The organism is Hominiventricola aquisgranensis, assembly GCF_040096225.1.
GTDB classification, from domain to species: domain Bacteria; phylum Bacillota; class Clostridia; order Lachnospirales; family Lachnospiraceae; genus Hominiventricola; species Hominiventricola aquisgranensis.
Map to the genome: position 1 here is coordinate 18,573 of NZ_JBBMFC010000004.1, position 23,079 is coordinate 41,651.

22 protein-coding genes and 1 tRNA gene are annotated in these 23,079 nt (G+C 46.7%); all 23 read left to right on the top strand.

The genetic code is table 11. The features are described 5' to 3' along the window. Positions 1-5: 5 nt before the first annotated feature. Complete coding sequence (locus tag WMO62_RS02920) at positions 6-1,004, top strand: aldo/keto reductase (RefSeq protein WP_349143745.1); 999 nt, start codon at positions 6-8, stop codon at positions 1,002-1,004. A gap of 90 nt (positions 1,005-1,094) precedes the next feature. Then, positions 1,095-1,433 carry a hypothetical protein gene (locus WMO62_RS02925; protein WP_118509727.1) on the top strand — a complete coding sequence of 113 codons (339 nt, stop codon included), beginning with the start codon at positions 1,095-1,097 and terminating at the stop codon, positions 1,431-1,433. Between the two features lie 70 nt (positions 1,434-1,503). Further along, complete coding sequence (locus WMO62_RS02930; RefSeq protein WP_349143746.1) at positions 1,504-3,189, top strand: S8 family peptidase; 1,686 nt, start codon at positions 1,504-1,506, stop codon at positions 3,187-3,189. A gap of 155 nt (positions 3,190-3,344) precedes the next feature. Next, complete coding sequence (locus WMO62_RS02935) at positions 3,345-4,025, top strand: GntR family transcriptional regulator (protein WP_117496310.1); 681 nt, start codon at positions 3,345-3,347, stop codon at positions 4,023-4,025. An 18-nt stretch (positions 4,026-4,043) separates the two neighbouring features. Then, positions 4,044-5,255 (top strand): NADP-dependent isocitrate dehydrogenase, encoded by a 1,212-nt coding sequence (locus WMO62_RS02940; RefSeq protein WP_349143747.1) that lies wholly within the window; start codon positions 4,044-4,046, stop codon positions 5,253-5,255. 50 nt (positions 5,256-5,305) lie between these two features. Beyond that, positions 5,306-6,796, top strand: coding sequence for a stage IV sporulation protein A (gene spoIVA, locus WMO62_RS02945; RefSeq protein WP_118627289.1), 1,491 nt, complete (start codon positions 5,306-5,308; stop codon positions 6,794-6,796). Positions 6,797-6,877: 81 nt separating this feature from the next. Next, complete coding sequence (locus WMO62_RS02950) at positions 6,878-7,573, top strand: MBL fold metallo-hydrolase (RefSeq protein WP_349143748.1); 696 nt, start codon at positions 6,878-6,880, stop codon at positions 7,571-7,573. Next, complete coding sequence (rnhA, locus tag WMO62_RS02955) at positions 7,567-8,043, top strand: ribonuclease HI (RefSeq protein WP_349143749.1); 477 nt, start codon at positions 7,567-7,569, stop codon at positions 8,041-8,043. Before WMO62_RS02950 ends, rnhA begins: the two co-directional genes overlap by 7 nt. Before the next feature lie 116 nt (positions 8,044-8,159). Further along, complete coding sequence (gene alaS / locus WMO62_RS02960) at positions 8,160-10,799, top strand: alanine--tRNA ligase (protein ID WP_349143750.1); 2,640 nt, start codon at positions 8,160-8,162, stop codon at positions 10,797-10,799. Positions 10,800-10,931: 132 nt separating this feature from the next. Further along, on the top strand, positions 10,932-11,108 hold the full coding sequence (gene rpsU, locus WMO62_RS02965; RefSeq protein ID WP_021737899.1) for a 30S ribosomal protein S21: 177 nt from the start codon (positions 10,932-10,934) through the stop codon (positions 11,106-11,108). A gap of 78 nt (positions 11,109-11,186) precedes the next feature. Then, positions 11,187-11,672 carry a divergent PAP2 family protein gene (locus WMO62_RS02970; protein ID WP_117496304.1) on the top strand — a complete coding sequence of 162 codons (486 nt, stop codon included), beginning with the start codon at positions 11,187-11,189 and terminating at the stop codon, positions 11,670-11,672. Between the two features lie 151 nt (positions 11,673-11,823). Beyond that, entirely contained in the window at positions 11,824-12,954 is a 1,131-nt protein-coding gene (locus WMO62_RS02975) for a D-alanyl-D-alanine carboxypeptidase family protein (RefSeq protein ID WP_349143751.1), read from the top strand. Positions 12,955-13,004: 50 nt separating this feature from the next. After that, positions 13,005-13,829: a metallophosphoesterase gene (locus tag WMO62_RS02980; protein WP_178756690.1), complete on the top strand. Its 825-nt coding sequence runs from the start codon at positions 13,005-13,007 to the stop codon at positions 13,827-13,829. Positions 13,830-13,832: 3 nt separating this feature from the next. Then, positions 13,833-14,576: a segregation and condensation protein A gene (locus WMO62_RS02985; protein WP_118440494.1), complete on the top strand. Its 744-nt coding sequence runs from the start codon at positions 13,833-13,835 to the stop codon at positions 14,574-14,576. Positions 14,577-14,598: 22 nt separating this feature from the next. Then, entirely contained in the window at positions 14,599-15,168 is a 570-nt protein-coding gene (gene scpB, locus WMO62_RS02990) for an SMC-Scp complex subunit ScpB (protein ID WP_117496300.1), read from the top strand. Between the two features lie 79 nt (positions 15,169-15,247). Continuing rightward, entirely contained in the window at positions 15,248-16,429 is a 1,182-nt protein-coding gene (locus tag WMO62_RS02995) for a D-alanyl-D-alanine carboxypeptidase family protein (RefSeq protein WP_349143752.1), read from the top strand. A gap of 140 nt (positions 16,430-16,569) precedes the next feature. After that, a complete protein-coding gene (locus WMO62_RS03000; RefSeq protein ID WP_147357161.1) occupies positions 16,570-17,430 on the top strand; it encodes a DUF5688 family protein in 861 nt (286 codons plus the stop codon). Between the two features lie 322 nt (positions 17,431-17,752). Beyond that, a tRNA-Arg gene (locus WMO62_RS03005) sits at positions 17,753-17,826 on the top strand. 35 nt (positions 17,827-17,861) lie between these two features. Then, on the top strand, positions 17,862-18,839 hold the full coding sequence (locus WMO62_RS03010) for an SH3 domain-containing protein (RefSeq protein ID WP_349143753.1): 978 nt from the start codon (positions 17,862-17,864) through the stop codon (positions 18,837-18,839). A gap of 68 nt (positions 18,840-18,907) precedes the next feature. Next, a complete protein-coding gene (locus WMO62_RS03015) occupies positions 18,908-19,345 on the top strand; it encodes a hypothetical protein (protein ID WP_349143754.1) in 438 nt (145 codons plus the stop codon). A 95-nt stretch (positions 19,346-19,440) separates the two neighbouring features. Next, positions 19,441-20,202: a pseudouridine synthase gene (locus WMO62_RS03020; RefSeq protein ID WP_349143755.1), complete on the top strand. Its 762-nt coding sequence runs from the start codon at positions 19,441-19,443 to the stop codon at positions 20,200-20,202. A 1-nt stretch (position 20,203) separates the two neighbouring features. Then, the gene (ligA, locus tag WMO62_RS03025; protein ID WP_349143756.1) at positions 20,204-22,156 is read left to right on the top strand and encodes an NAD-dependent DNA ligase LigA; all 1,953 of its coding nucleotides are present in this window, start codon (positions 20,204-20,206) and stop codon (positions 22,154-22,156) included. A gap of 22 nt (positions 22,157-22,178) precedes the next feature. Beyond that, on the top strand, positions 22,179-23,030 hold the full coding sequence (locus WMO62_RS03030; protein ID WP_118509693.1) for a mechanosensitive ion channel family protein: 852 nt from the start codon (positions 22,179-22,181) through the stop codon (positions 23,028-23,030). The last annotated feature ends 49 nt before the right edge of the window (positions 23,031-23,079 follow it).

Below are 23,079 nucleotides of genomic sequence, written 5' to 3' on the forward strand. Positions count from 1 at the left end.
ACAAGATGTATCAGGCAGATGGAACTCGTTATGAGACAATGAAGTACAACCGTTGTGGAAAGAGCGGACTCAAGCTCCCGGAGGTGTCACTGGGGTTATGGCACAATTTTGGAAGCACTGCTGTTTATGAAAACATGAAATCCTTGTGCTTTACCGCATTTGATCATGGAATCACGCATTTTGATCTTGCGAATAACTACGGTCCGGAGCCAGGCAGCGCAGAGACCAACTTTGGCCGGATCATGAAGGAAGAACTTCATGCCTACCGGGATGAGATCCTGGTCAGTACCAAAGCCGGTTATCTTATGTGGAATGGCCCTTACGGTGACTGGGGAAGCAAGAAATATATCATTGCCAGCCTGGATCAGAGTCTGAAACGACTGGGACTTGACTATGTGGATATTTTCTATCATCACCGGATGGATCCGGAGACACCTCTGGAGGAAACCATGGAGACCCTGGCGCAGATCGTGAGGAGCGGGAAAGCACTCTATGTGGGAATCTCCAATTATGACGGTGAGCATATGAAGCAGGCAGCAGCCATCTTAAAAGAGCTGCATTGCCCGTATATTATCAACCAGAACCGATATTCCATCTTTGACCGTACCATTGAGAAAAATGGTCTGAAGCAGGCAGCACACGAGGCTGACAAAGGCATCATCGCATTCAGCCCGCTGGCACAGGGAACTCTGACAGACCGGTATCTGAACGGTATCCCTGCAGATAGCAGGATCGCTACGGATGGAAGATTTCTTAAGGCGTCTCAGCTGACCGAAGAAAAGGTGGAGAGTATCTGTATGCTCAATGAAATTGCAAAGGAACGTGGAGAAAGTCTGGCACAGATGGCACTGAAGTGGGTGCTCAAGGATCACGTAGTTACAAGCGTGCTCATTGGTGCTTCCAAACCATCTCAGATCCTGGATAATCTGAAGGTGCTGGAGAGTGCAGACTTCACGGAAGAAGAACTGAAGCGGATCGATCAGGCATCAAAAATGGAAAATTAAAAAATAAAAAGATTTTGAAACTTTTTTGTATAATAGAGGGTCTAATATAGCAGAAATATAAAAAACAACATAATTTCAGGAGGTTCTAATATGAAGAAAAAAGTGGTAATGATGGTGGTAACGATGGCAATGGCAGCAGCTATGATGACAGGCTGTGGAGCAAAGGGAGATACAGCATCCCAGACCACACAGGAGAGTCAGACAGCAGATGCATCCACGATGAGTGGTACGCTGGATGAAGTGAAGGATTTTATGTTTGTGGTCACAGATGCCCAGGGAGCTTCTTATGCATTCACATTTGATGGTGAAAAACCAGCAGGACTGGATGATGCAAAGATCGGTGATAAAGTAACGGTAACTTACACGGGAGAAATATCTGAGGTTGATCCGTTTGAAGGGGAAGTTCTCTCAGTGGAAGTAAGCAAATAGTGGATTTCCACACCAAAAGACAGTGATCGTAATATTCTGATAGAGAGATGTTGACGAGAGGAATGATAACATGATCTGTCAGAATGCGATCCTGTCCGATGAATATATGGATTATATCTGGAAAGCGGATGTAAATCCGCCGGCTGAGATGGATCTATTGCCGTATGGTGTTTGTGCGCAATATATAAGTCCTAGCTTTTCTGTATATTATATAAGCAGGAAAGAGGTGTTTGGCAACAGAACATCACTTCCAATCGGGGATTATGCGCTGCCTTGGTGCTATACACAGCTCAATACAGAGAGCCTTGAAACGACAAAGATTCTGCAGGTGCAGAATCAGCCTGCATTGAATCTGAGAGGACAGGGAGTGATCCTTGGATTCCTGGATTCGGGGATAGAACTGAAACAGATGACATTCCGCAAAGCAGATGGGAAAACCCGGGTACTGGAGCTGTGGGATCAGACAGATCAAAGTGGACGCAGTCCCGAAGGATTTCAATATGGAAGTGTCTATACATCAGAAGACATTGATAAGTTGCTGGCGGAAGAACAGGAAGTGCTTCCTGGAAAAGATGAAAACGGACATGGAACCAAAGTGGCTTCAATAGCGGCATCCTCAGAACTTCTGGAAGAAAACTATCTGGGAGCTGCACCGGAGGCAGAACTGGCAGTGGTAAAGCTGAAACAGGCAAAGCCATTTATCCGGCAGATGCAGCGGATTCCGCTTGACAGCATTGCTTATGAGGAAGCCGACATCATGCTGGCGGTCCGTTATCTTGACCAACTGGCACAAAGAGAAGGAAAACCGCTGGTGATCTGCATGGCACTGGGAAGTAATACAGGTGGTCATACGGGAGAAAATGCACTTAGCCTTTATCTGAACTATGTGTGCCGGAAGGTGGGCAGAGCAGTGGCAGTGGCTGCCGGAAATGAAGGAAACAAAGGGCATCATTATTTTGGAGTAGTTCCTAGGGATCAGGATTATACGGAAGTAGAGCTGCGGGTAGGAGCCGGAGAAAAAGGTTTTCAGGTCAATCTCTGGGGAAATGCACCAGATCTGTTTTCGGTGGAAGTGATCGCACCCAGTGGGGAGAAAATTCCCCGGTTTGTTGCCAGAAAACTGGATCGTCAGCGCTATGATTTTGTATTTGAAAGTACGATCCTGGATATTCAATATGAATTATCGGAAATCGTCTCAGGAGACCAACGCCTTTTGCTGGCGTTCCAAAATCCTACACCGGGAATCTGGATGATCCGTGTCTATGCGGAAGGAAATCTGGAGAACACATTTCATATGTGGCTTCCAGTCACAGGGTTCATCAGTGATGAGACTTATTTTTTACGGCCGGATCCGGATACGACAGTCACGGAACCGGGAAATGCGGAAGGAGTATTGACTTTTTCCGGATATGATGCCAGAAATGGCAGTATATGGTATGATTCGGGTCGTGGATATACGAGAAATGGCCGGATCAAACCAGACTTGGCAGCTCCTGCGGTGGAGGTGGCAGCAGTGGACCTGCGGGGAAGAGTAACGACCCTGACTGGAAGCAGTGCGGCCGCAGCTTTGGGAGCCGGAGCCTGTGCACTTTTGCTGGAGTGGGGGATCGTTCGAGGAAATGTTCCTGCCATGGACAGTATCACAATACAGCGGTATCTGATCCGCGGTGCAAATCGTCTGAATATCTTTGATTATCCCAATAAAACCTGGGGCTATGGAAGCCTGGATCTGTATGACGCATTTCGTTCTGTCTAGGAATACGAGCTCTTATCACACGTACTGTTTCCTGACACTTGCATTACCGGGATTCTTGTTTTCAGAGCTTGACATCTTCCCTCAACATGGTAAAATGTATACGAATTGAAATTGTATACAATGATACAGACTGAGGAGGATTATTAACAAACGTCATGCAGGACAAACAAGGACACAAGGAGAGTCGCGATAAGTATTCTTTAAGAGGAAAAGTATTTGAAAGTATCCGCGAGGATATTTTGAGCGGCAGATATGAGCAGAATACAGAATTAAAAGAGACTGCCATCGGAGCAGAGCTGGGAGTGAGCCGGACACCGGTAAGAGAAGCACTTCGTCAGCTGGAGTTGGAAGGATTGGTATCTATCATTCCCAACCGGGGAGCATACGTGAATATGATCACGGCCAAGGATGTGCAGGATATTTACGTGATCCGTTCCATGCTGGAAGGCTTATGTGCCAGATGGGCGACTGAGCATATTACCAGAGAGCAGCTTGATAATCTGGAAGAAACGCTGTGCCTGACCGAATACCATACAGAGAAGAAGAATTATGATAAGCTCTATGAGCTTGACAGCTTATTCCATGAGCAGCTCTATGAAGCAGGAGGAAGCCGGATCCTGAATCATGTGCTGTCGGATTTTCATGATTATGTGAAAATGGTAAGAAAAGCTACCATTTCCACCAGCAGTCGTTCTGTGACATCCACAGAGGAGCACAGGGCGATCTTTGAAGCTATCCGTGATCAGGATGCAGACAGGGCAGAGGCACTGGCAAAAGAGCATGTAAAGCATACGATCGAGAGTATCCGTGCTTATGGACTGGATAAAATTTTATAATGCTGAGGAGAGGTTACCATGGAAAAGATTAGAATGATGACACCGCTGGTAGAGATGGACGGAGATGAGATGACCCGTATCCTGTGGAAGATGATCAAAGAGGAATTGCTTCTTCCGTTTGTTGATCTGAAGACGGAGTATTATGATCTTGGATTGGAAAAGAGAGACGAGACCAATGATCAGATCACCATTGATGCTGCAGAAGCAACAAAAAAATATGGAGTAGCAGTGAAATGCGCAACCATCACGCCCAATGCAGCCCGTGTGGAAGAGTATCATCTGAAAGAAATGTGGAAGAGTCCCAACGGAACCATCCGTGCGATCCTTGATGGAACCGTATTCCGGGCGCCGATCATTGTAAAAGGCATTGAGCCTTATGTAAAAACGTGGAAAAAACCGATCACGCTGGCACGTCATGCCTATGGTGATGTGTATAAAGCTTCTGAGATGCAGATTCCAGGACCTGGCAAGGTAGAACTGGTCTACACTGCGGAGGATGGCTCCAAAAGTGCTGTGACAGTTCACGAGTTTAAAGGACCTGGCGTGGTGCAGGGAATGCATAATCTGGACGCTTCCATCGAGAGCTTTGCAAGAAGCTGCTTTACTTATGCACTGGCAACAAAGCAGGATGTATGGTTTGCAACCAAGGATACCATTTCCAAGAAATACGACCATCATTTTAAGGATATTTTCCAGGAGATTTTTGAAAAAGAATATAAAGAGCAGTTTGATGCGGCAGATATTACCTATTTCTACACACTGATCGATGATGCGGTGGCCAGAGTGGTCAAATCAGAAGGCGGATTTATCTGGGCCTGCAAGAACTACGATGGTGATGTGATGAGTGACCTGGTGGCAACTGCTTTCGGATCTCTTGCCATGATGACGTCCGTACTGGTATCCCCTCATGGATACTATGAATATGAGGCTGCTCATGGAACTGTGCAGAGACATTATTACCAGCATCTGGCAGGAAAAGAGACTTCCACCAATCCTATGGCAACCATCTTTGCTTGGAGTGGAGCGTTAAGAAAGCGCGGAGAGCTGGATCAGATCCCGGAACTGATGCAGTTTGCAGATTGCCTGGAAAAGGCATCTGTGAAGACCATAGAGTCCGGTCGCATGACCAAGGATCTGGCGCTGATCACAGAACTGACGGATGTGAAAGTACTTAACTCTGCTGCATTTATCCAGGAGATCCGCAAGGAACTGGAAGCACTTATGGCATAAAATAAACACCCTTCCCATATATTTAGAACAAATATGGGAGGGGTATTTTTATGGACAATAATCAGAATCCGAAAGAATTTCATCTATACAGCGACATCAGGGAAAGAACCGGCGGTGAGATCTACATAGGTGTGGTAGGTCCGGTGCGGACAGGAAAATCTACATTTATCAAGCGGTTTATGGACTTAATGGTGCTTCCTAATATGGAAGACATCCATGAGCGGGAGCGGGCCACTGATGAACTGCCCCAGTCGGCGGCTGGCAAGACCATCATGACTACGGAGCCTAAATTTGTGCCGAAAGAAGCGGTAGAGATCAAGGTGGCGGGGGAAATCTCTGTAAAGATCCGTCTGATCGACTGTGTGGGCTACATGGTGGACGGTGCAGTGGGACATCTGGAGGGAGAGACCGAGCGGATGGTCAGAACACCCTGGTTTTCCGGCGAGATACCATTTACCAAAGCAGCGGAGCTGGGAACACATAAAGTGATCCACGATCACTCGACAATCGGAATCGTGGTGACCTGTGACGGAAGTTTTGGTGAGATTCCTGTGGAAAATTACGAGAAACCAGAAGAACGGACGGTAGAGGAATTAAAGCACCTTGGCAAACCCTTTGTGATCTTACTCAACACTACCCGGCCATACAGCGAGCAGGTTCGTAACCGGGCAGAAGATATGTATCATAAATACCAGATACCGGTTATTCCGGTTAATTGTGAGCAGCTGAAAAAGGAAGATGTAAATATGATCCTGGAGCAGGTGCTGCTGGAATTTCCGTTGGTGGAGGTGGAGTATCGCATGCCCCGCTGGGTGGAGATGCTGCCTCTGTCTCACCCGGTGAAGCAGCAGGTGGTGGAAGCTGCCAGATCCATGATGGAACAATTCCGGGTACTCAGGGATGTAGGAACCGTTCATGCTTGTGTTGAAGAGACCTGCATCAGCAAGGTGAAGCTTGATCAGGTGGCTCTGAGCAAAGGCTGTGCCCGGTATTCGGTGGAGATGGAGGAGAGCTGCTATTATCAGATGCTCAGTGAGATGACCGGTATGGAACTTAAGGATGAATATGATCTCATGGAGCAGCTTCGGGATCTGTCCCAGATGCAGAAAAAATATGGAACAGTCATGAAAGCTATGGATATGGTGCGCCAGAAAGGCTATGGTATGGTGCTGCCGGAGAAGGAGGAAATCCATATGGAAGATCCGGTTCTTATCCATCAGAGTGGAAAATTTGGTGTGAAATTAAAGGCAGAATCTCCGTCTGTCCATATGATCCGGGCAAATATTGAGACAGAGATCGCACCGATCGTAGGCAGTGAGGAACAGGCCAGAGATCTGATTCAGTATATTCAGGATGGAAAGAGACAGGAAGAAGGTATCTGGCAGATCAATATTTTCGGAAAGACCATCGAAGAGCTGGTGGAAGATGGCATCCGCAGCAAGCTTTACCAGATTGGAGAAGAGAGCCAGGTAAAGCTTCAGGAGACCATGCAGAAGATCGTCAACGATTCCAATGGTGGACTGGTGTGCATTATTATATAGGAAATATTCGGATGAGGCTTTCATTTTGATAGAGGGATATGCTATACTCTTGAACAGCATCAATGACAAGAGGGAAAAGAAATGAAAGTAACATATATATATCATAGCAGTTTTGCGGTGGAACTGGAAAAAAGTATGCTGATCTTTGATTATTATGGAAAAGGGGACCTGCCGGAACGTCCTGCGGGAAAGCAGGTCTATTTTCTGAACAGTCATAGTCATCCGGATCATTTTTCGAAGACGATCTTCAATCTGCGGGAGCAGTTTGGTGGAGCGGAATACGTGCTGGCCAGAGAGATCCGCCTGAAGCCGGAGGAAAAGAAGGACTGGATCTACAGTCTGAAGCCGGAGACAGATGTGGAGATCGGAAATCTTAAGATCAGAACCCTGAAGTCTACCGATCTTGGAGTCGCATTCATGGTGGAGACGGAAGGCAGACGGATCTATCATGCCGGAGATCTGAACTGGTGGCACTGGGAAGGGGAGGACAAGGCCTGGAACAACAATATGGCCGCCAACTATAAGCGGGAGATCAAGGAACTGGACGGCTGTGGGATGGATGTGGCATTTGTGCCACTGGATGGCCGTCTGGAGAATGCTTATTACTGGGGCATGAAATACTTTCTTGAGCATGTGCCGGTAAAGGCGGTATTTCCCATGCATTGCTGGGATCATTATGAGATCTGCCAGAAAGTACAGGACGAGCCTTCTATGCAGGGACTCCTGGAACATTTTCATCCCATTGAGTACAAAGGACAGGAGTGGACATTATGTTAGTTAAGATCTATACAGACGGAGCAGCAAGGGGAAATCCTGACGGACCGGGCGGCTACGGAACTATTTTATCCTGTGTGGATGCTCAGGGACAGGAACATATCCGGGAATTCTCTCAGGGATATAAAAAGACCACCAATAACCGGATGGAGCTGATGGCTGTCATTGTAGGTTTGGAAGCATTGAACCGGCCCTGCCAGGTGGAACTCTACTCGGATTCCAAATATGTGGTGGATGCGTTTAACCAGCATTGGATCGATTCCTGGGTGAAGAAAAACTGGATCAACAGTCAGAAAAAGCCAGTGAAGAATCCGGATCTGTGGAAACGGCTTCTGAAGGCGAAGGAACCCCATCAGGTAAAGTTTATCTGGGTTAAGGGCCATGATGGTCATCCTCAGAATGAACGGTGTGATGAACTTGCCACTACAGCTGCAGATGGGACGGATCTGATCGATGATGTGGTTCTGACGTGATATTTTTCTAAAACTGACAGAAATATATGAGAAATCAGTTGCGATAGCTGAAATCGTGTGCTAAGATAAAATTTACATGAGCCGCTGAAAGTGCGGTTTGACAGGAGGAAAAGAAAGTGAAAGAATACGGCGTTAATGAGCTCAGAAGAATGTTTCTTGATTTCTTCGAGAGCAAGGGCCATCTGAAAATGAAGAGTTTTTCGCTCGTTCCGCATAATGACAAGAGTCTTCTGCTGATCAACTCAGGTATGGCACCTTTGAAACCATACTTTACAGGAGCTGAGATCCCACCGAGAAGAAGGGTGACGACCTGCCAGAAATGTATCCGTACCGGCGATATCGAGAATGTAGGTAAGACCGCACGTCACGGTACTTTTTTCGAGATGCTGGGTAATTTCTCTTTTGGAGATTATTTCAAGGATGAAGCGATCCACTGGTCCTGGGAATTCCTGACCGAAGTGATCGGACTGGATCCGAACAGACTGTATCCGTCTGTATATCTGGAGGATGATGAGGCATTCAATATCTGGAATAAAGAGATCGGTATCCCTGCAGACAGAATTTTTAAATTTGGTAAAGAGGATAACTTCTGGGAGCATGGTGCTGGTCCGTGCGGTCCCTGCTCTGAGATTTACTATGATCGTGGAGAAAAATATGGCTGCGGAAAACCAGGCTGTACAGTAGGCTGTGACTGTGACCGTTATATGGAGATCTGGAACAACGTATTTACCCAGTTCGATAATGATGGAAATAACAACTACACAGAGCTGACCCAGAAGAATATCGATACTGGTATGGGTCTGGAGCGTCTGGCTTCTGTTGTACAGGATGTAGATTCTATTTTTGATGTAGATACTGTAAGAGCACTGAGAGACAAAGTCTGTGAGATGGCTCACTGCAAGTATCATGAGAGCGATGAGAAGGACGTATCTATCCGTCTGATCACAGACCATATCCGTTCCGCAACCTTCATGATCTCTGATGGTATTATGCCTACCAATGAGGGACGCGGTTATGTTCTCCGTCGTCTGATCCGTCGTGCCGCACGTCACGGACGTCTTCTTGGAATTGAAGGAAAATTCCTTGCAAAACTGTCTGAGACTGTGATTGAAGGCTCCAAGGATGGATATCCGGAGCTGGAAGAGAAGAGAGATTTTATCGTAAAAGTTCTCAGCCAGGAAGAGGACAAGTTCAACAAGACCATTGACCAGGGACTCGGCATCCTTGCACAGATGGAAGAAGATATGAAAGCAGCAGGAACACAGACACTGTCTGGAGCAGATGCGTTCAAGCTGTATGATACCTATGGATTCCCGATGGATCTTACCAAAGAGATCCTGGAAGAAAAGGGATATGGTATTGATGAAGATGGATTCAAGGCATGCATGGAAGAGCAGCGTACCAAGGCACGTACTGCCCGTGAGGTGACCAACTATATGGGTGCAGATGCAACCGTATATGATGAGATCGATGCAGCAGTGACCTCTGAGTTTGTAGGATATGATCATCTGACAGATCAGTCCAAAGTAACCGTACTGACCACAGATACAGATATTGTGGAAGCTTTGACCGATGGACAGATGGGAACCATCTTCGTAGAGAAGACTCCATTCTATGCAACCATGGGTGGACAGGAAGGCGACAAGGGTGAAATCACACTTGGCGATGCGGTATTCCAGGTAGAAGATACGATCAAACTGCTGGGCGGCAAGATCGGACATGTTGGTCGTATGACCAAGGGCATGATCAAGACAGGTGATGTAGTAACATTAAGTGTTTATGCCGCAGATCGTGCAGATACCTGTAAGAACCACAGTGCGACTCATCTGCTTCAGAAAGCATTGAAGACTGTTCTGGGAAGTCATGTAGAGCAGAAGGGTTCTCTGGTAACTCCGGACAGACTTCGTTTTGACTTTGCTCATTTCCAGCCGATGACTGCTGAGGAAATCGCAGAGGTCGAGGCTCTGGTAAATAAAGAGATCCGTGCAGCACTTCCGGTGACTACCGATGTGATGAACATTGAGGAGGCAAAGAAGAGCGGTGCCATGGCATTGTTTGACGAGAAATATTCTGAGAACGTTCGCGTGGTATCTATGGGTGATTTCTCCAAGGAGCTGTGTGGTGGTACTCATGTAGCCAACACCAGTGAGATCCTGGCATTCAAGATTCTGTCTGAGTCTGGTATTGCAGCAGGTGTGCGTCGTATTGAGGCACTGACCGGTGATGCAGTATTTGCATATTATAAAGAGCAGGAAGCACAGCTTGCCAATGTTGCAAAACTTCTGAAAACTAAACCAGAAGCTGTCAGCGAAAAGATTGAGCATCTGTATGCAGAGATCAAAGCACTTCAGAGTGAGAATGAGGCACTGAAGAGCAAAGCTGCCAAAGATGCACTTGGTGATGTTATGAACCAGGTACAGGAGATCAACGGCGTGAAGCTGCTGGCTGCAAGAGTTGATGATGTTGACATGAACGGCTTGAGAGATCTGGGAGACCAGCTCAAAGAGAAACTTGGCGATGGTGTGGTAGTTCTTGCATCTGTCAAAGACGGCAAAGTAAGCCTGATGGCAACTGCAACCGATGAGGCACAGAAGAAAGGTGCTCATGCAGGTAACCTGATCAAAGCAATCGCAGCGATCGTAGGCGGCGGTGGCGGCGGACGCCCGGGTATGGCACAGGCAGGCGGAAAGAATCCGGCAGCCGTGGATGATGCCATCAAAGAGGCAGCCAAAGTGGTTGAAAGCCAGATTAAATAAAAAAATGAAAAAAAGGCGAAAAAACTGTTGACAAAAACGGTTTAAGCTCATATAATTTTAGCAGTGCAATAAAATACCCATACAGTTGTATTCTGCACAATACACAACTGGAGGGAGGTTAGGTGTGATACTATGTCAAACGTGATCGTTAAAGAGAACGAGACTTTGGATAGCGCATTGCGTCGTTTCAAAAGAAACTGTGCGAAAGCTGGAATCCAGCAGGAGATTCGTAAAAGAGAGCATTACGAGAAGCCGAGCGTAAAGCGTAAGAAAAAATCCGAAGCAGCTAGAAAGCGTAAATATAATTAAGGATTGTGCGGTGATGCCTTGACTGTAATGGTCAAGGCATTTCTTTTTCCAACACAAAATGAAAAAACGGGGTAATGCATGAGCAATATAATAGCGGATATTTTAAGCAATCGGATCCTGGTCTGCGGTGTTCTAGGATGGGCAGTTGCTCAGATTTTGAAGACCTTGATCTATGCCATGCTTAATAATGAGTTCCGGTTGGAGCGGATGTTTGGAGACGGGGGGATGCCCAGTGCCCATTCGGCAACGGTCAGTTCCATGGCAACGGCTGCAGCGATTGTCTATGGATTCGGATCTTTTGAATTTGCCATTTCAGCCATGCTGGCGATCATCGTCATGCATGATGCTATGGGGGTTCGGATGGAGACTGGAAAGCAGGGAAAAGTCCTCAATGAGATGATTGACTTTCTGCGGACAGAAGGATTTGTGGAAGCATTTAAGAAAAATGACAAAATGTATGAATTCTGGGAGGCAAGCCTGAAGGAATTTGTGGGACACACACCGATCCAGGTGGCAGCAGGCTGTATCCTGGGAATCGTGCTTGCATGTGTGCTTCTGCTGTAATAGGAAGATCAGATAAGGATTGTAGCGGCAACTGGCTGCGACAGTCCTTTTTCTATGGCTTTTATGCATATTTTTTCAAAATACAACTACACATATAACAAAGGGACGTTGAGGTGATATTCTGAAGGTTCTGAAAAAGTTTATTGTGTATATGATGGTGATCAGTCTGCTGTTCCCGATGAATGTACAGGCGGATCAGGTGGTTGCAGATGTGGCGGCACCGCATGCCATTCTCATGGAAGTATCCACGGGAACAGTGCTCATGGAAAAGGCGGCAGACGAGAAGGTGCATCCGGCCAGTGTGACTAAGATTATGACCATGCTTCTTATTATGGAGGCGCTGGAACAAGGAAAAATCGCGCTGAATGATACAGTGACGGTGTCAGAGTATGCAGCATCCATGGGTGGATCGCAGGTCTATCTGGAGCCTTATGAGACCCAGACTGTGGAAACATTGCTCAAATGTGTGGCAGTTGCCAGTGCGAATGATGCTGCGGTAGCTCTTGCGGAACATATCAGCGGCAGTGAAGGTGATTTTGTAAAGAAGATGAATCAAAAGGCAGCAGAACTTGGCATGAAGAATACCCATTTTGTCAACTGCTGTGGACTGGATGATGATGCGCATCTGACGACAGCCAGAGATGTGGCGGTCATGTCCAGAGAAATCCTGAAAAATCATCCGCAGATCCATGAATACTGTACTATTTGGATGGAAAATATCGTACATACCACAGCAAGAGGTGATTTTGAATTCGGGCTTTCTAATACCAATAAGCTGATCAAACAGTATGAGTATGCGACGGGGCTCAAGACCGGTTATACCAGTGTGGCGGGATTCTGCGTCTCTGCCAGTGCAAAGAAAGACAATATTGAGCTGGTGGCAGTCATTATGGGAGGTGCAGACAGTAAGAGCCGGTTCCAGGATGCGATTACGCTGCTGAACAGTGGATTTGCCTGCTGCAGTCTTTACCAGGATACCGATCCGGTTCCTTTACCGGAATTACCGGTAAAAGGAGGCGTGGCGGATACAGTGACGCTGAAATATGCAGGAACATTTTCCTATGTCTTCACAGATGGAACCAATCTGAATCAGATCGAACGGACAATGGAATTAACGGAGGAGATACAGGCTCCGCTGGAAAAAGGATCTGAGGTGGGAAGGCTGGTCTACCGGATCGGGGGCACAGAGATCGGCAATACAAAGATCTTGACGGAACAGGCAGTGGAGCAGGCAGGATTTTCGGATCATCTGTTTCATACGGTACACAGTTTTTTGTTATAAATACGGGATTTTCTTGCGGAACAGATAAAATCTGTGTTATGATAACAGTTATGAAAACTGGAGCAAAAAGAAAACTGGAAATAAAAACCTGGGAAATAAAGACGGATCGACTGAAAAGGACGGATGGATCTCTCAGAATCGTATTCCTGGCAGATCTCCATGACCGTTTGTGGGGAGAGGGACAGGAACAGCTTCTGGAGGCTATAGACAGTCTGAAGGCTGATCTGATACTGGGAGCCGGAGATATGCTGGTGGCAAAGGAGCATGCTGTGAAGATGGAGCATGCGCTTTTGCTGTTTGAAGAACTCACAAAGAGACAGATCCCGATTATTTTGAGCAATGGAAATCATGAATCACGGATGCGCCAGCAGCCTGAGAAATATGAACATCAGTACGAAGCGTATGCTGGACGGCTGACTTCCATGGGGGTTCGGATCCTGTCAGATGAGGCGTGTGAGCTTGTACATGGAAGCAGCAGCGTGAAGATCTATGGTTATGAGATGCCGCTGGAGTATTACCACAAGCTTCGGCAGCCTGTCTATAAAGGGGAAGACCTGGAGCAGAAGTTCGGACGACCGGATGAGAAGCATTTTCATATTCTGATGGCGCACAATCCGGTGTATTTTGATACCTATGCAGCATGGGGGGCGGATCTGACGCTGGCAGGACACCTTCATGGAGGAATCATCCGCATTCCTGGGATTGGAGGCGTGATCACCCCGCAGGTGAAGCTGTTTCCTGAATATGACAGAGGTTTTTTTGAAAGAAACGGAAAATATATGGCAGTCAGTGCAGGATTGGGAGAGCATACAGTTCCCATTCGGATCTTCAATCCACCCCAGCTGATCCTGCTTACAATAGAAGGAGTTGCCTGAAGTATGGCATTATCAGTAAAGATCGAGAGCTTTGAAGGACCGCTGGATCTTCTGCTTCATCTGATCGATGTAAATAAATTCAATATTTTTGATATTCCGATCGTGGAGATCACAGCCCAGTACATGGAGTATCTGAAATCCATGGAGACGGAAGATCTGAACGTGATGAGTGAATTTCTTGTTATGGCGGCTACGCTTCTGGAGATCAAGGCTAAGATGCTGCTGCCGGCAGAAGTGGATGAAGAAGGCGAGGAGATTGATCCTCGTGAAGATCTGGTCCAGAAGCTGCTGGAATACAAGATGTACAAATATATGTCTTATGAATTGAAAGACCGCCTGTCTGTGTCTGGAAAAGTCCTTTATAAGGATCCTACGATTCCAGAGGAAGTGGCTAAATATGAGCAACCGGTGGATCTGGAAGAACTGGTGGGAGATCTGACGCTGACCCGCCTCAATGCGATTTTTCAGTCGCTGATGCGCAGGCAGAATGACAAGATCGACCCTATCCGAAGTAAATTCGGACAGATCGAACAGGAAGAAGTGAGTCTGGATGAGAAGATGATGGATCTTCGAACCTATGCACAGGAGCATGCGACATTCCGCTTTTCGGAGCTGATGCGGGAGCAGAAGGGCAAGATTCAGATGATCGTCACATTTCTGGCAGTGCTGGAACTGATGAAGACCGGTGAACTGACAGTGGTGCAGGAGCATTTGTTTGACGATATGCTGATCACATCACAATTATAGACAGGAGAGACGAGGTACAGGTGTGGAACTGGAAAAATTAGAAGCAACCATAGAAGCGGTGCTGTTTGCCATGGGGAATGCAGTGAGCGTGGAGAAGATCGCTACAGCTATCGGCCATGATACAGAGACAACGAGGAAACTGGTACATCAGATGATGGATCGTTACAATCAGAGAGAAGGCGGACTGGAGATCATCGAGCTTGATGATGCTTTCCAGCTGTGTACCAGACGGGAATATTATGATGCACTGATCCGTGTGGCAAAGCAGCCGAAAAAATATGTACTGACGGATGTACAGCTGGAGGTGTTGTCAATCGTGGCATACAAGCAGCCAGTGACCCGTCAGGAAGTGGAGAAGATCCGCGGTGTCAACTCAGACCATGCACTTAATCGTCTGGTGGAGTACGGGTTGATCGGAGAGGCAGGAAGACTGGATGCTCCGGGAAAACCGATCCTTTTTGGAACAACGGAGGAATTTCTCAGGAATTTCGGTGTGCGTTCCACGGAAGAACTTCCGTCCATTCAGCCGGATCTGGTAGAAGAGATGAAGTCGGAGGCCGAAGAAGAGGTGCAGCTGAAACTGAACCTGTAAGACTTGCAGATAGAGTGGCTGAATAGTGACAAGTTTCTGCGCATAGATTGAAACAAGGCAATGTGCAGGCGGCTTGAATATGAAGAAAAGAAAAAAATGGAAACCATATCTGGTGTGTGTTCTGACAGTGCTTCTTATGATGGAAATAAGCATAAGAGTACAGGCGGAAGGTACACCGGAAAATCTATACGCCCGGTCGGCAGTCCTGATGGATGCGGATACCGGGCGTATTCTTTTTGGAAAAAATGACAACGAAGTTATGCCCATGGCAAGTACGACCAAGATCATGACCCTTCTGGTGACACTGGAGCATGCAGATCTTGATGAGATCGTGGAAGTGTCCGCAAGGGCAGCATCCATGCCGGATGTACAGTTACATATTCGGGAAGGAGAGAGGTATCGCCTGCAGGATCTGTGTTATTCACTGATGCTGGAATCTCATAACGATTCTGCGGTGGCCATTGCAGAGCATGTGGGCGGGACTGTGGAAGGGTTTGCGGCCATGATGAATCAGAAGGCAAAGCATCTGGGGTGCTATCACACGTATTTTATTTCACCAAATGGGCTTGATGCAGAGGATGAACATGGGAAACATTCCACAACTGCAAGAGATCTGGCGCGGATCATGCGCTGTTGTATAAAAAATGAGACATTTCTTTCCATCACCAGAGAGCCTTCCTGGACATTTACAGATATGGACGGAAACAGAAGCTTTACGGTACAGAATAAAAATGCATTTTTACAGATGATGGAGGGAGCTTTGACCGGAAAGACCGGTTTTACAAATGAAGCCGGATACTGCTATGTGGGAGCACTGGAGAGGGGAGAGAAACGGCTGATCACTGTGGTGCTGGCCTGCGGCTGGCCAAACCATAAGACCTGGAAATGGATGGATACAAAGGCACTCATGAACTATGGTCTGGAGGATTATCATAAGGAGACGGTGGGAAGTGACAGGATGGCATTGGAGCCCTTATCCGTGATGGATGGCCAGAAAGAAAAGGTGGAGATCCTGACCGATGCGGCTTTGGAAGATTTCCTGCTGAAAGAGGATGATGAGTTTACCATGAAAGTGATGGTCCCGGATATCCTGAAAGCGCCTGTACAGGCAGGAGAGCTGGTGGGAAGTGTGGTCTACTATATTAATGGGCAGATCGTGGATCTGTTCCCTGTGTATACAGTGTCAGAAGTGAAGAAGATCGATCTGGAATGGAGACTCAGGCAGGTGATCGATCTATGGCAGATGGGAAATATTTTATAAAAATTTTAGTATTTTATGCAGAAAAATGCTTGGCAGATCAGAAAAAATCAAGTACACTGAATAACAGATATAATACGTTCAGGTGTCAGTTCGACACAAAGTTCCCAGAAGAGACGATATTGAGAAAAGAAAGGAAATATATGACATATGAAGAATTTTTAAGTGGGCTTGAGAAGGCTATTTTTGTGCAGAGAAGAGAAGAGGAGACGATCAAACGGGTACAGGTGCTGAAAAATAATGGAGTACAGCTGGATGGATTTTCCTGTGTGATGGAAGGACACCGGGAGCAGCCGACAGTGTACGTGAATCATTATTTCAGGGAAGATGTGACAAAGGAGGATCTGTGTACGTTGGCAGCGATGGTTTTGAAGATCCAGAGGGACAGCATGCTGCATCAGACTGGAGATTTCGAGATGCTTCTGGATTATGAGAAGATGAAAAAAAGAATCTATTGTCGCCTGATCTCCCGAAATAAGAATGAAGACCTTCTGAAGACAGTTCCATGGATTCCCTGGATGGATCTGGCAATCGTGTTTTATATGGAGATTCCGGGAAAATTGATCAAAAATGCCACTGCCCTGATCCGGACAGCACATATGGAACGTTGGAAAATAACAGAAGACCAGCTCTTTGAACGGGCAAAGAAGAATCTGCAGAGACGAGGATTCCGCATGGTCGCCATGACGGAATTCCTGGGAGATCAGGTGGAATGCCCGGACGCAGAAATGTATATTCTGAATACGAAAAAGCCGGAATTTGGTGCGGCTGTGTTTGTGGATTCTCAGGTGCGCCGCATCTGTGCCCGGCAGATCGGTGGAAGCTATTATATTCTGCCCAGCAGTATTCATGAACTGATCCTTCTGCCGGACAAGGTGGATTATGAGCGCAAAGAGCTGGACGAACTGGTAAGGCAGGTCAACAGCCAGTGTGTAGAAGCGGAAGATTTTCTCAGCGATCATGCCTATTATTATAATGCGCAGAAAGATCGGATAGAATTCTAAATAAACGGAATAACCCGGGGGGAAAAACAGCCCAGAGACAATTCGCAAAACCGCCCTGCGGGCTTACTGTTTTGCTGATGTGCGGGAACGGAACAGCCCAGAGACAATTCGCAAAACCGCCCTGCGGGCTTACTGTTTTGCTCATTATGGGGCTCTCGCCCCATAGCTTTACAAAAACAGACTTTTACAAGCAAGCTTGATCAGTCTGTTTTGTGTAAATCTATTCTTCTCTGTGCTGTTTAGAAAAATATTACAAAAATATTACAAAAAACATTTGCTTATTTCCTCAACATGGTGTATGATAGTTGAGGTAATAAGCCAAGCACCTGTAGCTCAGCTGGATAGAGCACGGGCCTCCGACGCCCGGTGTCGCAAGTTCGAATCTTGTCAGGTGCATTTTTTATATTCAAAAATAATAAAAGGAGATGTTTATGGAGTTGAAGAACCTGAAAGAATTATTGCAGATGTACAAAAAGTACACGATCACCGGTATGGCTGTTTTTGCAACAGCAGCAGTACTGACAACTGGCTGTGGAACAACGAAGACCGGAGATGCTGCAGAGGGAACAACAGGTGCAACGAATGAGACAACGGAGGAAGACGCGAATGAGCTGATTGAGAACACTCATGCTTCGATAGAGCGTCTTGTTACAAAATATCTGGACTGTATTATCAACGGAGATACAGATACACTGGCAACGATCACAGATGAGCTGACCGATGAGGACAAGGCCAAGATTGTTTCCCGTGCGACTGCATATGACTCTTATGAGAATATGGTCTGCTACACAAAGGATGGTCCGGAAGAGGATTCCTACATTGTGTTCCTGTGTTTTGATATCAAACTGAAGGATTTCCTGAAGGTGGAGACATTGGTTCCGGATATTCAGTGTCTGTATGTGACACCGAAGGATGAGGATGGCAGTCGTTATATCCGTTACAGCAATGTGGAAGAAGACGAAGAGCTTCAGGCCTATGTAAAGCAGCTTGAGGAAGATCCGGAAGTAAAGGCACTGTATGCGGATATGCAAAGCCGCTATCAGGAAGCACTGGAGAACGATGAGGCACTGAGAACCTTTATGGAAAAAGTGACTACTGGTTCTGGAAGTGATGAGGTAGAAGCAGGTGAAGAGCAGACAGAGGAAGCTGCTGCAGAAGAGACCACGGAAGAACAGCCGGAGGAGACTCAGGAGGAAAGTGTTGAGACTGGTGAGGCTCAGGCACAGAACCGTGAGACCCGTGTGAAAGAAAGCGTTAATGTTCGTTCCGATGCAACAACTGATTCTGATCGAATTGCATTGGCTTATCAGGGTGATGCAATCACTGAGATCGAGTCTTATGACAATGGCTGGAGTAAGGTTGAGTACAAAGGTCAGACTGGATATGTGAAGACAGAGTTCCTGGAATAGTAAAAAAAGAATAGAATGATAAAAAGCTCCATACCCTAGTATTGATTACGAGGGAAAGGAGCTTTTTTATGTTATCAGAAGCAGACAGAGCGGTGCTGGATGAGAGTTTCCAGAATACAAGGATGGCCGGTGAGGCGATCCATATGGTGATCGGCAAGGTAGAGGATGAGGATCTGGCACTGGATCTGAATCGTCAGGCCTGCCGTTTTCTGCAGTACGAGGAGAAACTGCAGCAGATGTATGCCAGAGAGCATGAGACGCCGCCGCGGGATCATGTGGTGGACAAGACCATGCTGTGGGGCGGTATTCAGATGAATACGCTGATGGATGACAGTACGGAAAAACTGGCAGATATGATGATCCAGGGAAATACAAAAGGCATGACAGAATTGATGAAGACGGTCAAGGAAAACCGGACTGCCGCACGGGAATATTGCGAGATTGCAAAAGAAATCGCAGACTTTGAGGAGAAAAATATCGAAAAACTGAAAGCATATCTGAAGTAAGATAGACTGGTAATCAGTGACATATTTTGGTATAATCAAGAGCGTATGGCGGCAGTGAAAAGAGATCTGCCGCCATCAAAGAAAGGATTACATATATGTTACGTTTGAATAAATATTTAAGTGAAGCGGGCGTCTGTTCCCGAAGAGAAGCAGACCGTCTGATCGAGCAGGGAAGAGTGAAGGTGGATGGCACACCGGCAACGGTAGGTATGCAGGTGGATGAACATGCCCAGATAACCGTAGATGGAAAAGCAGTGGGTGAGAAAAAGCAGAAAACCATTCTGATTGCGGTAAATAAGCCAAGAGGAATCGTCTGCTCAGAAGCGCATCAGGGAAATGACACCAATATTATTGAGTTTTTGCAGTATCCCAAGCGGATCACTTATATGGGAAGACTTGACAAGGATTCTGAGGGTCTGCTGCTTATGACCAACCGTGGTGACCTGATCAATGAGATGATGCGGGCAGCCCATTATCATGAAAAAGAGTATGAGGTGGTGGTAGACCGTCCATTTACAGATCGTTTTCTCAACGATCTGGCAGCGGGTGTCTACTTAAAAGAGCTGGATGTGACCACCAGACCATGTCAGGTACAGCGGCTTGGAAAACGTAAATTTTCTATTGTTCTGACCCAGGGACTGAACCGCCAGATTCGCAGAATGTGCGGCGAACTGGGGTATCATGTGCAGGAGCTGAAGCGGACCCGGATCATGAATATACGTCTTGGACACTTGAAGACCGGCACCTGGAGAAATGTGACCGAGGAAGAACTGCAGGAACTTCTGTATCTGCTGGAAGAGTCCGGGGCAGAAGCAGCAGAGACAGCAGAGACAGCAGAGACGGAAGGAGCAGAATAAGATGGACAAGATTGCCCGTATGAGAGAGCTGGGGGAACTTTTGAGAAATGCCTCCAGAGCGTACTATCAGCAGGATCGGGAGATCATGAGCAATCTGGAATATGATAAGCTGTATGACGAGCTGGAGGCACTGGAGAAGGAGACGGGAACCGTGCTGGCAGGTTCACCCACAGTGACTGTCGGTTATGAAGCGGTGGATGAGCTTCCCAAGGAACGCCATGAGTCACCTATGCTGTCTCTGGATAAGACAAAGGATGTAAATGAACTGGCAGCATTTGCGGGGGAGCATGAAGTATTGCTGTCCTGGAAGCTGGATGGACTGACAGTTGTGCTTACTTATGAAAATGGGGAACTCTCCAAGGCTGTCACCAGAGGAAATGGAGAGATCGGAGAGGTTATCACCAACAATGCCAGGGTATTTCGGAATATTCCACTGAACATTGCCCATAAAGGCGAGACGATTCTTCGAGGTGAGGCGGTGATCCGATATTCCGATTTTGAAAAGATCAATGCAGAGATTGCCGATGAAGCAGCGAAATACAAGAATCCCCGTAATCTCTGCAGCGGCTCAGTGCGCCAGTTGAATAATGAGATCACGGCAAAGAGAAATGTCTATTTCTACGCATTCGCACTGGTGAAAGCTGACGGTGTGGATTTCCACAATTCCAGAGAGCAGCAGTTCTTATGGATGAAAGAACAGGGCTTTGATGTGGTGGAATATAAAAAAGTGACCGGAGCGGGTATTCCGAAGGCTGTACAGGAATTTTCCGAGGCAATCGTACACAATGATTTTCCATCGGACGGTCTGGTAAGCACATATGAGGATATTGCCTATGGTCAGTCCCTGGGAAGAACAGCCAAGTTTCCAAGGGATTCCTATGCGTTCAAATGGAAGGATGAACTTCGTGAGACAGTGCTTGAGAAGATTGAATGGAGTCCGTCCCGAACAGGACTCATCAATCCGGTGGCAGTCTTTGAGCCGGTAGAACTGGAAGGCACCACAGTCAGCAGAGCATCGGTTCATAATATCAGCATTGTAAGAGCCCTGAAGCTTGGTATTGGCGATCACATTACGGTTTATAAAGCAAATATGATCATTCCACAGATCGCAGAGAATCTGACCCAGAGTGGTAACCTGATCATTCCGGATGTCTGCCCGGTGTGCGGCGGTGAGGCGAAGATCATCAAGAGTAATGATGTGGAGTCACTGTATTGCATGAATCCAGACTGTCAGGCGAAAAAGATCAAGGCATTTACTTTGTTTGTGAGCAGGGATGCTATGAATATTGATGGACTCTCCGAGATGACGCTGGAGAAGTTTATTGGCTGCGGATTTATCCGGGAGTATGCGGATATTTTTCATCTGGATCGTTACCGGGATGAAATTGTGACCCTGGAAGGATTTGGAGATAAATCTTATAATAATCTGATGAACAGTGTGGAACAGGCAAGACATACCACGCTGCCAAGAGTGATCTACAGTCTGGGAATCCCGAATATTGGGCTTTCCAATGCCAAAATGATCTGTAAGGAATATAAAAATGATCTGGAGAAGATCCGCAGGGCAACAGCGGAAGAATTAAGCGCGATTGCAGGTATCGGCGGTGTGATCGGCACCAGTGTGGAAGAATACTTCAAAGATGAAGAGCATAACCGGTGGCTCAATGATCTGATGAAAGAACTGGAACTGGAGCAGAATCAGGAGCCTGAAGGAGAACAGACGCTGGATGGAAAGATATTTGTCATCACTGGAAGTCTGGAACATTTTTCTAATCGGAATGAGCTGAAGGAACTGATCGAGTCCAAAGGAGGAAAGGTGACAGGAAGCGTTACCTCCAAGACCAGTTATCTCATCAACAATGATCTGTTGTCTGGTTCATCAAAAAATAAAAAAGCAAAAGATCTGGGAGTGGAGATCATCTCTGAGCAGGATTTTCTGGATCGATTTTCATAAAGCATAGGAGGAGCATAATCAAATGGATAATCTGGAAAATATTGACGTATCAAATATGGATGTTTCGACGATGTCAAAAGTAATTGAAAGACTGTGGCCCAAATTTCTGGACGCAGGCATGAATATTGTCTGGGCTGTGCTTATTCTGATCGTTGGATTAAAACTGATCAGTATTTTAAGAAAGTTTCTGAAGAAGACGCTTCTCCGTGGAAATGTGGATACCGGCGTGGTACAGTTTCTGGATGCGCTGGTGAAGATCTCTGCATGGACGGTTCTGATATTGTCACTGCTTGGACATTTTGGCATTCAGACTACCTCTTTTATTACGATTCTTGGATCGGCAGGAGTTGCTATCGGTCTTTCTCTGCAGGGAAGCCTCTCAAACTTCGCAGGTGGCATTCTGATTCTGATTATGAAGCCTTTTCAGGTAGGACATTATATCAATGCCTGTGGATGTGAAGGAACGGTCGCAGAGATCTCCCTGTTCTGTACGACTTTACATACGGTGGACAACCGCAATGTGGTCATTCCCAACGGTACGTTGTCCAATAGTAATATTGTGAATTTTTCTGCCAATGAGACCCGCCGTGTGGATATGAGCGTAGACGTGGCCTATGGCTCGGACCTGAAAGCGGCAAAAGCACTGATCGAGAGCATTTTATCAGAGGATGATAAGATTCTGAAAGACCCGGCATGGACCGTTGCTGTTGATAATCTGGGAGACAGTGGAATTACGATCCTGATCCGTCCATGGGTGAAAGCTGCTGATTACTGGGATGTAAAATGGCGGACACTGGAACGGGTACATGACCGTCTGACAGAAGCAAATATCGATATTCCTTTCCCGCAGATGACAGTTCATCTGGAAAAATAATGTAAAGAGGGGTATACTGGAGACAAGGCACAAAGGAGAGCGACAAACG